Annotated in this window: 15 protein-coding genes, 1 tRNA gene and 1 pseudogene; 5 read left to right on the plus strand and 12 right to left on the minus strand. The window is 66.3% G+C overall.

The genetic code is table 11. From position 1 onward, the window contains the following. Positions 1-5: 5 nt before the first annotated feature. From VITFI_RS14880 to VITFI_RS14905, 6 genes are read right to left on the minus strand one after another with little or no spacing between them, the layout of a single operon-like run. The gene (locus VITFI_RS14880) at positions 6-989 is read right to left on the minus strand and encodes an AAA family ATPase (RefSeq protein ID WP_089417640.1); all 984 of its coding nucleotides are present in this window, start codon (positions 987-989) and stop codon (positions 6-8) included. Next, a complete protein-coding gene (locus VITFI_RS14885) occupies positions 973-2,226 on the minus strand; it encodes a DUF4350 domain-containing protein (protein ID WP_157725707.1) in 1,254 nt (417 codons plus the stop codon). The genes VITFI_RS14880 and VITFI_RS14885 overlap by 17 nt, the downstream gene beginning before the upstream one ends. Beyond that, complete coding sequence (locus tag VITFI_RS14890; protein WP_089417642.1) at positions 2,223-2,972, minus strand: DUF4129 domain-containing protein; 750 nt, start codon at positions 2,970-2,972, stop codon at positions 2,223-2,225. Before VITFI_RS14890 ends, VITFI_RS14885 begins: the two co-directional genes overlap by 4 nt. After that, positions 2,969-3,718 carry a hypothetical protein gene (locus tag VITFI_RS14895; RefSeq protein ID WP_089417643.1) on the minus strand — a complete coding sequence of 250 codons (750 nt, stop codon included), beginning with the start codon at positions 3,716-3,718 and terminating at the stop codon, positions 2,969-2,971. Before VITFI_RS14895 ends, VITFI_RS14890 begins: the two co-directional genes overlap by 4 nt. Further along, the gene (locus VITFI_RS14900; RefSeq protein WP_157725708.1) at positions 3,708-4,676 is read right to left on the minus strand and encodes a stage II sporulation protein M; all 969 of its coding nucleotides are present in this window, start codon (positions 4,674-4,676) and stop codon (positions 3,708-3,710) included. The genes VITFI_RS14895 and VITFI_RS14900 overlap by 11 nt, the downstream gene beginning before the upstream one ends. 16 nt (positions 4,677-4,692) lie before the next feature. Further along, the gene (locus VITFI_RS14905) at positions 4,693-5,415 is read right to left on the minus strand and encodes an RDD family protein (protein WP_198301514.1); all 723 of its coding nucleotides are present in this window, start codon (positions 5,413-5,415) and stop codon (positions 4,693-4,695) included. A gap of 56 nt (positions 5,416-5,471) precedes the next feature. Here VITFI_RS14905 and VITFI_RS14910 point away from each other — a divergent pair, with 56 nt between their 5' ends. Continuing rightward, complete coding sequence (locus VITFI_RS14910; protein ID WP_089417645.1) at positions 5,472-6,101, plus strand: LysE family translocator; 630 nt, start codon at positions 5,472-5,474, stop codon at positions 6,099-6,101. Between the two features lie 102 nt (positions 6,102-6,203). Here VITFI_RS14910 and VITFI_RS14915 read toward each other — a convergent pair whose 3' ends face one another. Next, positions 6,204-7,136 carry a LysR family transcriptional regulator gene (locus VITFI_RS14915; protein WP_089417646.1) on the minus strand — a complete coding sequence of 311 codons (933 nt, stop codon included), beginning with the start codon at positions 7,134-7,136 and terminating at the stop codon, positions 6,204-6,206. 120 nt (positions 7,137-7,256) lie between these two features. Here VITFI_RS14915 and VITFI_RS14920 point away from each other — a divergent pair, with 120 nt between their 5' ends. The 3 genes from VITFI_RS14920 to VITFI_RS14930 all read left to right on the plus strand — a co-directional run bounded on the left by VITFI_RS14920 (position 7,257) and on the right by VITFI_RS14930 (position 9,912). After that, positions 7,257-8,447, plus strand: a complete 1,191-nt coding sequence (locus VITFI_RS14920; RefSeq protein ID WP_089417647.1) for an acyl-CoA dehydrogenase — start codon at positions 7,257-7,259, stop codon at positions 8,445-8,447. A 2-nt stretch (positions 8,448-8,449) separates the two neighbouring features. Beyond that, a complete protein-coding gene (locus tag VITFI_RS14925; protein WP_089417648.1) occupies positions 8,450-9,646 on the plus strand; it encodes a CaiB/BaiF CoA transferase family protein in 1,197 nt (398 codons plus the stop codon). An 83-nt stretch (positions 9,647-9,729) separates the two neighbouring features. Continuing rightward, a complete protein-coding gene (locus VITFI_RS14930; RefSeq protein WP_089417649.1) occupies positions 9,730-9,912 on the plus strand; it encodes a hypothetical protein in 183 nt (60 codons plus the stop codon). A gap of 47 nt (positions 9,913-9,959) precedes the next feature. Here VITFI_RS14930 and VITFI_RS14935 read toward each other — a convergent pair whose 3' ends face one another. The 5 genes and pseudogenes from VITFI_RS14935 to VITFI_RS14955 form a co-directional block, all read right to left on the minus strand. Next, positions 9,960-10,697, minus strand: coding sequence for an arginyltransferase (locus VITFI_RS14935; RefSeq protein WP_089417650.1), 738 nt, complete (start codon positions 10,695-10,697; stop codon positions 9,960-9,962). Then, positions 10,694-11,492, minus strand: a pseudogene (gene aat, locus VITFI_RS14940) (leucyl/phenylalanyl-tRNA--protein transferase). Before aat ends, VITFI_RS14935 begins: the two are co-directional and overlap by 4 nt. Next, positions 11,454-11,529 (minus strand) — tRNA-Ala (locus tag VITFI_RS14945). Before VITFI_RS14945 ends, aat begins: the two are co-directional and overlap by 39 nt. 21 nt (positions 11,530-11,550) lie before the next feature. Continuing rightward, positions 11,551-12,438 carry an EamA family transporter RarD gene (gene rarD / locus VITFI_RS14950; protein WP_089417651.1) on the minus strand — a complete coding sequence of 296 codons (888 nt, stop codon included), beginning with the start codon at positions 12,436-12,438 and terminating at the stop codon, positions 11,551-11,553. A gap of 9 nt (positions 12,439-12,447) precedes the next feature. Continuing rightward, positions 12,448-13,245 carry a LytR/AlgR family response regulator transcription factor gene (locus VITFI_RS14955; protein WP_089417652.1) on the minus strand — a complete coding sequence of 266 codons (798 nt, stop codon included), beginning with the start codon at positions 13,243-13,245 and terminating at the stop codon, positions 12,448-12,450. Positions 13,246-13,349: 104 nt separating this feature from the next. Between VITFI_RS14955 and argH the strand changes: the two genes are divergently transcribed. Then, complete coding sequence (argH, locus tag VITFI_RS14960) at positions 13,350-14,783, plus strand: argininosuccinate lyase (protein WP_089417653.1); 1,434 nt, start codon at positions 13,350-13,352, stop codon at positions 14,781-14,783.

Raw genomic sequence — 14,783 nt, forward strand, 5'->3', positions numbered from 1 at the left:
CGACCTCAACGCCGGGGGGCGCTGACGCGCGCCAGCACCTCGTGCAACAGGCCGTCGATCTGCCGGCCATCGAGTTGAGCGTCTGCGGCCAGCACCACGCGATGGCGCAGGGCAGCCAGGGCGTGGCGTTTGATGTCGTCCGGGGTGACGTGGTCACGGCCATCCTGCAAGGCACAGGCGCGGCCCAACCGCACCAGCGCGATGGCCCCGCGTGAGCCGGCGCCGCTGGACAAACCCGGCTGATCCCGCGTGGCTCGCACCAGGCGCACGGCGTAGTCCACCACGGCGTCGTCCACCGCCACATCGGCGGCCCAGCGTTGCAGGGTCAACACCCGCGCCTCGTCCAGACAAGGGCGCACGCCGTCCAATGGCAAGGCGTCGCCGACCACGGTGCCGGTGGCGCGGCGCACCACGCGCACCTCGTCCTCGGCTTCGGGGTAGCCCAGTTCGAGTTTCATCAAGAAGCGGTCGCGCTGCGCGTCGGGCAGCGGATAGGTGCCTTCGGCATCCAGCGGGTTTTGCGTCGCCAGCACCATGAACGGGCGCGGCAGCGACAAGGCCCGACCTTCGAGCGTCACCTGCCCCTCCTGCATCACTTCGAGCAACGCGCTTTGGGTTTTGGCCGGAGCGCGGTTGATTTCGTCGGCCAGCAGCAAGTGGGTGAACACCGGGCCGCGCCGCACCCGCAGGGATTGGGTGCCATCGGCGGCCACATCCAGCACGGTGTGGCCGGTGATGTCCGACGGCATCAAATCGGGGGTGAACTGGATGCGCGCACTGCTCAAACTCAGCGCTTGGGCCGTGGCACGGGCCAGCAGCGTTTTGCCCAGACCGGGCACGCCTTCGAGCAGCACATGGCCAGCCGCCAGCAAAGCGGTGATGAGCTGATCGACCACCGCCTCTTGCCCCACCAGGGCCTGGGTGATCTCGGCGCGTAAACGCGCCACGTCGCTGCGAACAGCGGTCAAAACATCAGGCGTGAGGGACATGGTCGGCAGAGGAAGTCACGGGGGAATCGGAAGACGGGGCGTGCAGCAAACGACGGCGCGTGTGTTCCAGCGTCAGCAGAGACGATGCCCACGCCCGCGAGGAGGCCCCCGCGCCGGGGCCGGCGAGTGCAGCACGCAACAGGGTTTCGTCTTGGGCGGTGCGGCGGGCCACCTCGGCCCAGCAGGCCGTGGGGTCGAGGGCCACACTGGCGGGCAGGCAGCGCGTCACCGCGTGGTTCAGGGCTTGAACTTGGGCGGCGTGCAGGGCAGCCGGATCCCGGCGCAGCAAAAACGCCGCCGTGCCGCGCACTTGGGCCACAGCGCCGCGCCGTCCGGTGGGCAGCGCCGCCCGCCAGGGCCCCAAGCGCGGCATGGCGCGCCACAGCGCCAGCGCCACCACCAGCCCACCCAGCACCATGACGGGCGCAGCATGGCGCCACAGCCAATGCCACAGGTTCGGTTGATCTTGGCTGGCCCACAGCCACACGGGCTGGCCGGGGCGCACATCCCACGCGGCGCTGACCAAGGCGGCTTGATCGTCGCGCAGCAACTGGATGTCCACGGTCGGCCCGCTGTCACCGATGACGGTCACGCGGCCCGCGCCTTCGGCCCAGCGCAGCACACGCCAGCCCAGGGCATCGCGCAGGCCCCAGCGCAAGGGACGCGGGCTGGTCAACACCTGGGGCAGCGGATCGCACTTGTGCCACACCCGCCCGGTGCGCGATTCGGCCAGACCGGGCGCCTCGGTCAACGGAAAACAGCGGGACGCGGGTGCCGCTTCCGGCGATGAGGCGCCTTCCGGGCGCAGTTTCTCCAGCGCTTCCAGATGGTGCTGGGTTTTGATCTGCCAATCGGCCAACCATTGCGGGTGCGCGTCCTCCTCCAACACCGAGGTGTAGAGCACCACATGCCCGCCAGCACGCACCCATTCGCGCACCGCTTGGCGGTGCTGGCGGCTCACGTCCCAATGGGCATCGGTCAGCACCAGCGTGGCCGAGGGGGGCGGCAGGGTGCGGTGCTGGGGGGTTTCCAGCGTCACGCCGACGCGCCGCAGCCACTCACGCAAAACGTAATGCTCATCCCGCAGCGCCGCGCCCTGCGGCGGGCGGTAGCGTTCGACCTCGTGGCGCTCCAAGTGAATCGCCACCCACCATGCCAGCGCCAGCAAAACCAACACCCCCAGGACGGGCCACACGGTGCGCCAAGCACGCCAACGATCGACCACGGCGGCCCTCATGCCTGGCTCCCCGAAGCAGGAGGCGGCGGCAACAGCGGCCACAGCGTGGCATACCGAACGCACAGCGCTTCCAGCACCGGCGGGGTGGGACGGTGATGACCATAGCTCAGGCCACTCCAAACGGGCGTGAGTTCCCGCATGAATTGCGCCACATCCGCCGGGGCGTGTTGCCAGGCGGCGGCAAGGCATTCGCCTTCGGTGTCGCTGGCGTGCAAGGGCACGGCGCAGCGGTGCGCCAACTGGGACAGGCTGGCGCGGTACAGCAACGCCAACGCCGCCCGCGCATCGCCGGCTTGCCAGTGGGCGCGCACAGCGGCGGGCACATCGGCGGGCAGGGATTCGGGGCGGATGTCCAGGTGCTGCACCCACAGCGGTGGGGGCGTTCGCGTGTCCAGCGGGGTTTGGCGTTGCCGCCAGCGCAGCCATTCACGCCACGCCCGCACGCCCACCCACACCAAACCGACGCCCACCAGCCCCCACGCCACCCAGCGAATCAAGGTCACCCAGGTGTCATCCTCCACATCGGTCGAGGGGGACGGTGTGGGTGCCGAGGACGCCGATGCTGCCTCCTCGGGGCGCCAGCGCCACACGGTTTGGCGTTGCATGCCGGGCAGCAGCGGGTCTTCCGCCACAGCGGAGGCAGCAGCCCGGGCGGCCTCCAGCGTCACCGGCTCGGCGGCGTGGGCGGCGAGTCCCCAGACACAGCAGAACCACAGGCCCCACACGCTGCGCAGCGCTCGTTTCATGCCGCCGTCTCCGCAAAGGCGCCGCGCAAGGCTTGCTCCACATCCCAGGATTCCAGCTCCGCCCGGCGGTGGGCGTACAGCAGCAGGCCCGTGGCGACGTGGAAGGGCTCCACAAGCAAGGCCATCAGCACATACAGCAGGGGCGTGATCGTGTCCAACATGTCGTCGAATCCGCCACGGGTCGGCGCTTCGACCCCCACAAACGGCGTGAACCAAAACCCCAGCGACAACAACGCCAACACGCCCTGCAACTCGATGTGCGCCCACACGCTTTGGTTGCGAACCGCCAGGGTGCGCCGCCCGCTGAGCAAGCGTTTGATGCGCTGTCGTGCTGGGCGGCCGCTGAGGCCCTCCAACTGCGTCACCGGGGCGATGTAGGCGCGGCAGGTGGACAAACGCTCCCAAGGCAAGACGATGCGGCGCAGCGCTGCCCACCCACCCCAACCCTGCGCCGACCACGGCGCGGCACGCTCCTGTGGCCACCCCACCATGGCGCACGACAGGATCTGCAACAGCCCGCGATCCAACCACGGTTTGAGCCACCACACCAGCCCCGCTGCGGCCCAGGGTGTCCACAGCAGTGCCACGCCAGCCGCCAGCACGCACACCCCCAGCACCACCGGGCCATACGCCCGCCCCAGCGGGCCGGCTTGGAGGCTGACCCAGCGCACCCCCCAATCCATCGCCTCCAGGGCGGTGCGGGGGCGCAGGCTCCATTGCAATTGGGGTGCCAAATCAACGGTCATCGCCCGCTCCGCGCCACGTCCAACCGCTGAACCACGTCAGCACCAAGGCCCAGCCGACGGCACTCATACTGAGTTTGATCGACATCGGCATCCACACAATCGACGACCAAAACGCCTCCAGCCACGCCGCGCCCACCAACAGCACCATCACCGCCCACACCAGGGGGGTGACGGCGTGGCCCGCTTCGATCAACGCTTGGCTGCGGCGCAAACGCCCCGGCATGAGCAGCGCCTGCCCGAGCCGCAACCCGGCAGCGCCGGCCAACACCACTGCGCTCAACTCGAACGGCGCGTGCCCCACCACAAACCCCCAGAATGCCTGCCCCAGCCCTTGGTGAGTCAGGTAGCCGGCCACGGCCCCCAGGATGACCCCGTTCAGCACCAAATAAAACAAACTGCCCAGCCCCAGCAACAAGCCTCCGGCGAAGCACTGAAACCCGATGCCAATGTTGTGCAGGATGTAGTAGCCGAACATCGTCCAATCGTCGCCCGCGTCGCGCAGGCGGCCAAAGTCTTGCACGTCGGGGCCGTACATCTGTTCGAACATGTGGGCCTGCGAGGCGCTGAGCACGCTCAACACCCAAGAAGGCTCCCACCACGTCAGCGCCAGCATGGCCAGCAGCGGCAGCGCGAAACTCGCCAGAGACACCCACAGCGCCCCCCGCTGTGCTCGCAACGCTTCCGGCACCGCTCGCCACCAGCGGCGCAGCGCCCACAGCGGCTGCATGGCCGGCGGGCGGTACACATGCTGATGCGCCAGGGCGGTGAGTTGCTCCAGCTCCTGCACCAGCCGCAAAGGATAGTGGCGTGAGCGCGCCAGGGCCAGGTGCTCGCAGGTGCTGCGGTAGGTTTGCACCAGGGTCAAGCCGGTGCCGGCGTTTGCGCCGCCCGCCAGAGCTTGGCGCAATTGTTCCCACTGCGGACGGTACTGCGCTTCAAACGCCAGGGCGGACATCATGGGAGCCTGCGTCCTTTCATCCATCGTTGCGCTGGCCGGCGAGCCAGCGGGCCAGGGCGAGAAGCCGCTCACCCGCAGGGGTGTCCGGCGGCAGCTCGGTGGGCAGCACGCTGTGGGCGAGCTGCGCCAGTTCGTTGAACCGTTCGGGCGAGAGGCGCTCGCAGCGTTCGGCCAAACCCAGGATGGCGGCTTGCTGTGCAGCACTGAGTGGCCGGGCCGGTGCGGCAGCCGGCCCAGGCGGCCACGCACGCTGCCAGCCGGGAGCGCTGCGGTACACCACCAGGGTGTCCGCCACGAGATCGCCGAGGCGGCGGCAGTCCGGCCTCAGCAGCATGCACAGGGTGCCCAGGGCGTAGGCGGTGGGCAGGAAGTCCACCGCCCGCAGCACGTTGCGCAGCAGCGAAGCGCCCAGCGTCACCGGCAGGCCGCTGCCCATGACGACGCGCAAACCCACAAACCGCTTCCCCGGCGTGGCCGAGCCGGGCAGGCACTCGAACAGCACCGGGTAAAACCACTCCAGCAGGAAAAACAGCAGCAACTGCAAGCCGGTGCCCAAGCTGCCCCAATGGTCGAGCAGCAAGGAGGCGACGATGAAAATCAGGGCGCGAAACAGCATGTCCAGCCCCCCGGCCAGCAGACGTGGCACGGCACCAGCGGGGCGCAGCCACAGCATCACCCCTTCTGGGGTTTCGACGGGGTGCAGCGTGTCGGGCAGCGGGAGGGGGGAAGCGGGATGCACGGCTGGATGGTAACGGCATCCCTGGGCTTCTATGATCGCCGCCGGAGGTGGTCTGCATGGATGCGTTGTTGTTTTTCCCGGTGGCGGTGGCGATCTCTTTGACGCCGGGGCCGAACAATTTTTGTGCGTTGAATCACGGCATTCGCCAAGGTGTGGGCGCGGCGTTGCTGGGCACGGTGGGGCGGGCGGTGGCGTTTGCGATTTTTTTGGCGCTGTCGGGCCTGGGGCTGGGGGCGATGCTGTTGGCGTCCGAAGCGGCGTTCAACGTGATGAAGTGGGTGGGGGCGGCGTACTTGTTCTGGCTGGGTTGGCAAGCGTGGCGCAGTGCGGGTTCTTTGGGTGGTGCGCTGGCCGCTGGGCCTGACGGGGACACGACGCAGCGTTTCACCGCGCAAGAATTGATGCGCCGGGAGTTTTGGCTCGGCATCAGCAACCCCAAGGCGATGCTGTTGTTTGCGGCGATTTTTCCGCAGTTCATTGACCCGAGCCGCCCCGCTGCGATGCAGTTTGTGACGCTGGGCGGCACGTACTTGGCGGCGGAGTTTGTGTCCTCGCTGGTGTACGGGCTGGGCGGGCAGCAGTTGCGGCGCTTCATCAGTTCGCCCCGGGCGGCGGCACGGTTGAACCGGGCGACAGCGGGGGTGTTCATCGGGGCGGGGGGGTGGTTGTTGGCGGCGCAGCGGTGAGGTGCGTTGTTTTGATGTTCGTTCCCCTCTCTCCAGCCCTCTCCCACAAGGGGAGAGGGGGAGCCCGTAGCATCAACGTAACCAGTGCTGCACCAGAAAGGGTCACTGCCCCTTGGTGGGTGCAGTCTGCGCCACCAACCACCCCGCCAACGCCCCCAACACCGCCCCTTCGGCCTTGTGCGGCGGATACAACAAAAAATACCGCCGGTCACTCATGAAACGGTGTTCGAGCACGCGCACCAAACGCCCGCTGGCCAGCTCACGCTCCACCAGCAAGCTCGGCACCAAGGCCACGCCCAAGCCTTGCGCCGCCGCTTCCATCAACATGGAAAACAGCTCCATGCGCGGCCCGGCCATGTCGTGCGCCACTTCCAGCCCGAGCGAGGCGAACCACTGCCGCCACGCATAGGGCCGCGTGCTGGCCTGCAACAGCGGCAGCGCCGCCAACTCCTGCGGCGTGAGCTGCGTGCGCCCCGGTGGCAAGAAACGTGGCGCGGCCACCGCAATCAGCACCTCGTCCAGCAAACACTGGCCTTCGGTGCCGGGCCAGACACCATCGCCGGGCAGGGGCAGGATGGCGGCATCCAACACCGTGTCGGCAAACAAGAAGGGCCGCGTGCGTGGCGTGAAGTGCAGCACCACACCGGGGTAACGCGCCGCAAAGTCCGGCAGGCGCGGCAGCAGCCATTGGGTGGCGAAGGTGGGCACCACGGCCAGCTCCAGCGTGCCAGCTACCTCGGCGGCGTGGCCGCTGGGGGCTTTGGCGGTGGTGATGAGATCCAACGTGTCCCGCTCCACCTCGTCCAGCCGGGCGGCGACGCGCCGGGCGTAACGCTGGCCGGCGTCCGTCAGGCTCACGCCGCGCTGGCTGCGCTTGAAGAGCTTCACGCCCAAAAAGTCCTCCAGCGTGGCGACTTGGCGGCAGATGGCGCTTTGTGTCACCGACAGCTCGGCGGCGGCGCGGGTAAAACTCAAATGCCGCGCTGCCGCTTCAAACGCGGCCAGGGCGGCGGTGGAGGGAATTTTTCGGCGCATCGGTTTTAAGCCTTCGGAGTGCTGAAAACGCACAACATGGTGCTGAATTCTCGTTTGCCTGCGGCGGGCTGGTCTTTCTAAGATGCGCCCCCATCACATCACCCGCACACGAGACGCCGCATGAACGCTCCCCGCAAAGCCAAAGCCTCTTTCCAATGGGATGACCCGCTGCTGCTGGACGCCCAGCTCACCGAGGACGAACGCGCCGTGCGCGACGCCGCTCGCAGCTACTGCCAAGACAAGCTCGCCCCGCGTGTGCTGCAAGCCTTCCGCCACGAGCAGATGGACGTGAGCATCTTCCCGGAGATGGGTGCGCTGGGTTTGCTCGGCCCCACCATCCCCGAACAGTACGGCGGCGCCGGCCTGAACTACGTTTGCTACGGCTTGGTGGCGCGTGAGGTGGAGCGTGTGGATTCGGGCTACCGCTCGATGATGAGCGTGCAATCCTCGCTGGTGATGGTGCCGATTTTTGAGTTCGGCAACGAAGCCACGAAACAGAAGTACCTGCCCAAGCTGGCCAGCGGCGAGTGGATCGGCTGCTTCGGCCTGACCGAACCGAACCACGGCTCCGACCCCGGCAGCATGGTGACCCGCGCCCGCAAGGTGCCCGGCGGCTACTCGCTCACCGGCTCGAAGATGTGGATCACCAACTCGCCCGTGGCCGATGTGTTTGTGGTCTGGGCGAAGGATGACGCGGGTGAGATTCGCGGCTTCGTGCTGGAAAAGGGCTGGAAGGGTTTGAGCGCCCCGGCGATTCACGGCAAGGTGGGTTTGCGCGCCAGCATCACCGGCGAAATCGTCATGGACGAAGTGTTCTGCCCGGAAGAAAACGCCTTCCCCGAGGTGCGTGGCCTGAAAGGCCCGTTCACCTGCTTGAACAGCGCCCGTTACGGCATCGCATGGGGTGCGCTGGGTGCGGCGGAAGCCTGCTGGCACACCGCCCGCCAGTACACGCTGGACCGCCAGCAGTTCGGCAAGCCGTTGGCGGCCAACCAGCTCGTGCAGAAAAAACTGGCCGACATGCAAACCGAGATCACCCTCGGCTTGCAAGGCTGCCTGCGCCTCGGGCGGATGAAGGACGAAGGCACGGCGGCGGTGGAGATCACCAGCATCATGAAACGCAATTCCTGCGGCAAAGCGCTGGACATCGCCCGCACCGCACGGGACATGCTGGGCGGCAACGGCATCAGCGATGAATTCGGCGTGGCGCGCCACCTCGTCAACCTCGAAGTGGTGAACACCTACGAGGGCACGCACGACATCCACGCGCTGATCCTGGGCCGCGCCATGACCGGCATCGCCGCGTTCTAACCATGGCGGGCGCACTCGACGGGCTGAAAGTGCTCGATCTTTCGCGTGTGCTGGCCGGCCCCTGGGCGAGCCAGTTGCTGGGTGATTTGGGCGCCGATGTGGTGAAAGTGGAGCGCCCCGGCGCCGGCGATGACACCCGCACCTGGGGCCCGCCCTGGGTGAAAGACGCCCACGGGCAGGACACGCGCCAAGCCGCCTACTTCCAGTGCGCCAACCGCAACAAGCGCTCCATCGCCATCGACATGGCCACGGCGGAGGGCCAAGCGCTGATCCGCGAGCTGGCCGCGCAAGCCGATGTGGTGCTGGAAAACTTCAAAGTCGGCGGCTTGAAGACGTACGGGCTGGACTATGAAAGCCTGAAGGCGATCAACCCGCGCCTGATTTACTGCTCGATCACCGGCTTCGGCCAAACCGGGCCATATGCCGAGCGTGCGGGTTACGACTTCCTCATCCAAGGCTTGGGCGGCCTGATGAGCCTCACGGGCCGCCCCCATGGCGAGGACGGCGCCGGCCCGCAAAAAGTCGGCGTCGCGCTGGTGGATGTGATGACGGGGCTGTACGCCACCATCGGCATCTTGGCGGCGCTCAATCACCGGCACACTACGGGCGAAGGCCAGTTCATCGACCTGGCCTTGCTGGATGTGCAAGTGGCCGCGCTGGCCAACCAAGCCGCCAGCTTCCTCACCACTGGCGTGGCGCCCCGGCGCATGGGCAATGCCCACCCCACCATCGTCCCCTACCAAGATTTTCCGACCGCCGATGGCGACATGATCTTGGCCATCGGCAACGACGGGCAGTTCAGCCGATTTTGCGCCGCCGCCGGCCACCCCGAATGGGCCAGCGATGCACGTTTTTCCACCAACCCGGCGCGGGTGGCCCACCGGGCGGTGCTGATCCCGCTCTTGCGCCAAGCCACGGTGATGAAAACCACGGCAGAGTGGATTGCGCTGTTGGAATCGCAAGCCGTGCCCTGCGGCCCGATCAACCGGCTGAACGAGGTGTTTACCGACCCACAGGTGCAGGCGCGAGGGTTGCGCATCGACGTGACACACCCACACTTTGGCAGCGTGCCGGGGGTGGCTTGCCCGCTGCGCTTCTCTGGCTCGCCGGTGAGCTACCGCCAGGCACCGCCGCAGCTGGGCGAGCACACCGTTGCGATATGCCAAGAGTGGTTGCATCGATCTGATGAACCGCTCTAGAAATTTTGTTGATCATGTCAACGCCAAAATGACGCGGGGCGTTACCGACGTGTCGCATCTTTAACTGACATGGAGAGATCCCCATGAACAAGCTGTTCGCTGCCCTGATCGCTTCCGTTTTTGCTGTTGGCGCTTTCGCCGCTAACGACGCTGCCGCCACTGCTGCCGCTCCGGCCGCTACCGCTTCGGCTCCGAAGAAGGCCAAGTCGCACCACAAGGCCAAGGCTCACAAGGCCAAGGCTGCCGCTTCGGCTGCTTCGAAGTAATCCTCGCGTCACTTCTTCCCAAAAGCCCCTGTCCTCAGGGGCTTTTTTCATGCCCAAGTGAAATCGTCCCCCATCAGTTCAAAGGGCCGAAACGCTGTTTTGTAAGCCATCTTGCGGCTGTCGCGGATCCAGTAACCCAAGTACAGGTGCGGCATCCCGAGGCGCCGCGTCTGCTCAATCTGCCACAGCACACCGAAGGTGCCGTAGCTCGCCTGGGTGTCGTCTGGGTCATAGAAGGTGTAGACCGAAGACAGGCCATCACTCAAGACGTCGATGATCGACACCATGCGCAGCGCCCCCAACGCCTCAGGCGTTGCACCAGGCTCGCGGAACTCCACCAGCCGGCTCGTCACCCGGCTTTGCAGCAAAAATTGGGTGTACTGCTCGACGCTGTCTTGATCCATGCCGCCGCCCGAATGCCGCCGGGCTTGGTAGCGCTGGTAGAGCGCGTAGTGTTCTTCTTGAAAACTCAGCCGTGTCACCCGCGTCACCAGATGCACGTGTGCGGCCCATGCCCGGCGCTGACTGCGCGAGGGCCGGAACGCCTCCACAGGAATGCGCAGGGGTTGGCACTCACGGCAGCCCTCGCAGTGCGGTCGGTAGGTGAACGCCCCGCTGCGCCGAAAGCCACTGGCCACCAACAGCGAATAGGCCGGCGCATCGATCAAATGCGAAGGGGCCGCCACCTGCGAACGTGCCTGCCGATCGGGCAAATAACTGCACGCATAGGGCGCAGTCACGTAAAACTGAAGCGGTGCCAGCGGCGGCGGTGGACGGTGCGTCATGGTTGGTGTGTGCAGACTTGGGCCAGCACCTGGGGATGCATGAACCAAGCCGGCGCCGACTCATCCACCGTGGTGGCCAAATGCGCTTCAAACACGGCTCGACGAACGGGTCGAGCGCCCAAGCTGGCCAGATGGCGGGTTTGCTGCTGACAGTCGATCCAAGGGATGTCGCGCTCACGGCACAGCCCCACCAGCGCTGCCAAAGCGATTTTGGAGGCATCGGTGCAGCGCATGAACATGGACTCACCGAAGAACATCCGCCCCAAATTGATGCCGTACAACCCGCCCACGAGTTCGCCATCGATCCACGTTTCAACGCTGTGCGCCACCCCCATGGCGTGTAGGCGCTCATAGGCAGCCACCATGTCGGGCAGGATCCAGGTGCCGTCTTGTCCAGGCCGTTCGCTCTGCGCACAAGCCCGAATGACCGCCGCGAACGCGCTGTCTACCCGCACCTCGCAACCGGGGGTTCGGTCGAATTTTTGCAGCGTCTTGCGCAGCGAGCGCGAGAGTTTGAAGTCCGCTGTGCGCAACCATGCGCGGATTGGGGCTCCACCACAGCGGCGGCTGGTTGTCCGAAAACCAAGGAAAGATGCCTCGGCGATAGGCTTCAATCAAACGCTGAGGCCGCAGATCCCCACCCGCAGCGAGCAGGCCGGGGGCTTCGGTGTGCTCATCCAGCGCCAGGGCGGTGGGAGGGAACAGCAGCGCATCGTCGCGCAGCCAAACGATGCTCATGGGTGTGGTGGGATTGGGTGGTGGAGACGAGGAGGATCGAACTCCCGACCTTCGCATTGCGAACGCGACGCTCTCCCAGCTGAGCTACGTCCCCATGGAAAAAAGTGTAGCACCGTCACGGCGCGGCTGTCGTGCCACTTCGACGAGCCGCGAACCAGAGCGACTCGCCGCTGTAAACCAACAGCGCCAGCCAAATCACCCCAAAACCCGCCAGCCGTGCAGGTTGCATCGGTTCATGGAACACCCACAGGCCGATGGCGAATTGCAACGTCGGGCCCAAATACTGGAGCAGGCCCAGCGTGCTCAGCGTGATGCGCTGCGCCCCGTAAGCGAACAGCAGCAGCGGCACCGCCGTCAAGGGCCCCGCCGCCAGCAGCCACAACCAAGTGGCCGGCGTGGCGTGGGCCGTGTCGCCACCATAGCTGGCGAACCAGGCCAGAGCGGGAATCACCAACGGCGCCAGGATCAGCGTTTCCAGCGCCAAACCATCCTGCGCGCCCAGTGGGGCCAGTTTTTTCAGCAAACCGTACAGGCCAAACGTCAGCGCTAAAGCCAGGGACACCCACGGCGCCGCGCCGCTCACCCACGCCATGCCCACCACCCCCAGCGCTGCCAAGCCCAGCGCCAGCCACTGCACCGGGCGCGGGCGTTCGTGCAACACCAGCACGCCCAGCAGCACGTTGAACAGCGGATTGATGAAGTAACCCAGGCTCGCTTCGATCACCCGGTGGCTGTGAACCGCCCACACGTAAATCAACCAGTTGCCCGACAGCAGCAAGGCACTGGCCGCAAACACCGCCAGCGTGCGGGGCTGGCGCAATGCTTGAGTCAGCGCCTGCCAACGGTGTTTCAGCGCCAGCAGGGCCAGCATGAACAGCAGCGACCACAGCGAACGATGCAACACCACCTCCAGGGCGTTGACATCGCGCAGTTGATGAAAGTACAGGGGGAACAAGCCCCAAATGACGTAGGCCAGTGCGGCACTGAGAAGACCAGAATGCATGGGGCATTGTCAGTGCCCCGAGAAGTCCAACCCGAGCGCGTGGCGAACCGCCCCCAACTGCCGCCGCGACACCCTCACCCACTCACCTCCCGGCGCCAGTTGCACCGACCAGGCACGGCCCCCATCCGGCTGAGGTTGCAGCGCCAAGGCTCGCACCGCCAATCGGGCCACCAAGGCGTTGCGATGCACACGCACCACCGCCTCGCCCAATTGCGCAGCCAGGCGCCCCAACGAATCCTCCAGCACATGGCTGCGCTGCACGGTGCGCAGCGTCAGGTATTTGTGCTCCGCCCGAATCGACACCAGTTCGGAAACCGGGATGCGCAACGTCCGCTGCTGCCCTGGCACCAGCAGCACTGGCTCCGCTGGCGACGGCACCGGAACGCTGCGGCCCCCCTCCCCCGCTTCACGCCACTGCGCCAAGCGCGCCAGCGCCCGATGCAAACGGCACGGCAAGATGGGCTTGAGCAAACAATCCACCGCTTCCACCTCAAAGGCGGCCAAGGCTTGGGCGGGCTCATGGGCCAGCATCACCAGACCAGGGGCGGCAGTGTGTTCGCGCAATTCTTGGGCCCAGGTCAGGCCCCCTCGGTGCGGATGGGCGGGGCTGCCGGGCAGGTGAGCATCCAGCAGCACCCCCTCCACCCCTCCACGCGCCAAAGCGTGCCACGCTTCGGACGCACACCCCGCTTCGGCCACCACGCAGCACAGGGGCTGGACACAGGTGCGGATTTGCTGCCGCAGCCGCCAACGGGTCTGCGGTTCAGGGTCGGCGATGAGCAATTGCAGCGGCGCGGCGTTCAACACAGATGATGGCTCCCACAGAACAGACTGGGCCCGGTGGCCTCCTAAAATGACGCCCCTTTGGCCTTTTCCTGCCCGCGCCCCGGCGCTTTTTCTCCCTCTCCCCCATGAGCAGCACCAACCAACTCGACAAAAAATCCCAGGCCTGGTCGGCCCTGTTTTCCGAACCGATGAGCGAGTTGGTCAAGCGCTACACCGCCAGCGTGTTCTTCGACAAACGCTTGTGGGCGGCGGACATCGAGGGCAGTCTGGCCCACGCCGACATGCTGGCCGCACAAGCCATCATTAGCCCGCAGGACTTGGCCGACATCCAGCGCGGCATGGCACAAATCAAGGCCGAGATCGAAGCCGGCACGTTTGAGTGGAAGCTGGAGTTGGAGGACGTTCACCTCAACATCGAAGCCCGTTTGACCCAGCTCGTGGGCGATGCCGGCAAGCGCCTGCACACGGGCCGCAGCCGCAATGACCAAGTCGCTACCGATGTGCGTCTGTGGTTGCGCGGCGAAATCGACCAAATCGCCCTGCTGCTGGACGACATGCAGCGCGCTTTGGTGACCATCGCCGCCCAAAACACCGAAACCGTGATGCCCGGTTTCACCCACATGCAAGTGGCCCAACCGGTGAGTTTTGCCCATCACCTGCTGGCCTATGTGGAAATGTTCGCCCGCGACGCCGAGCGCCTGGCCGACCTGCGCCGCCGTGTCAATCGCCTGCCGCTGGGTTCGGCGGCGCTGGCGGGCACCAGCTACCCGCTGGACCGCGAGCGCGTGGCGCGCACTTTGGGTTTTGACGCCGTGAGCCAAAACAGCTTGGATGCTGTGAGCGACCGCGATTTCGCCATCGAATTCACCAGCTTCAGCACGCTGGTGATGATCCATGTGTCACGCTTGGCGGAAGAAATTGTGATCTGGATGAGCCAGAACTTCGGCTTCATCAACCTGAGCGACCGCTACTGCACTGGCTCCTCCATCATGCCGCAGAAGCGCAACCCGGACGTGGCCGAACTGGCGCGCGGCAAATCGGGCCGCGTGGTGGGCCATTTGATGGGCCTGATCACCTTGATGAAGGGCCAGCCGCTGGCCTACAACAAGGACAACCAAGAGGACAAGGAGCCGCTGTTCGACACCGTCGATACGGTGAAGGACACGTTGCGCATCATGGCCGAGATGATCGGCGGTGAAGTCGCGGCGGATGGCACGCGCACTGGCGGCCTGACCGTCAAGGCCGAAGCGATGGAACGCGCCGCCCTCAAGGGCTACGCCACGGCCACGGACTTGGCCGACTACTTGGTGAAGAAGGGCTTGCCCTTCCGCGACGCGCACGAAGTGGTGGCCCACGCGGTGAAAGAAGCGCTGGGCTTGGGCGTGGATTTGTCCGAACTGCCGCTGGCCACGCTGCAAGGGTTTGACGCCCGCATCGAAGCCGATGTGGCCGAGGTGCTGACGCTGCGCGGCTCGCTCAACGCCCGCAACGTGTTGGGCGGCACGGCCCCGGCGCAAGCTCAGGCGCAAATCGCCCGTCACCAAGCGCGTTTGGGCTGA

The organism is Vitreoscilla filiformis, assembly GCF_002222655.1.
In the GTDB taxonomy this organism is placed as follows: domain Bacteria; phylum Pseudomonadota; class Gammaproteobacteria; order Burkholderiales; family Burkholderiaceae_C; genus Ideonella; species Ideonella filiformis.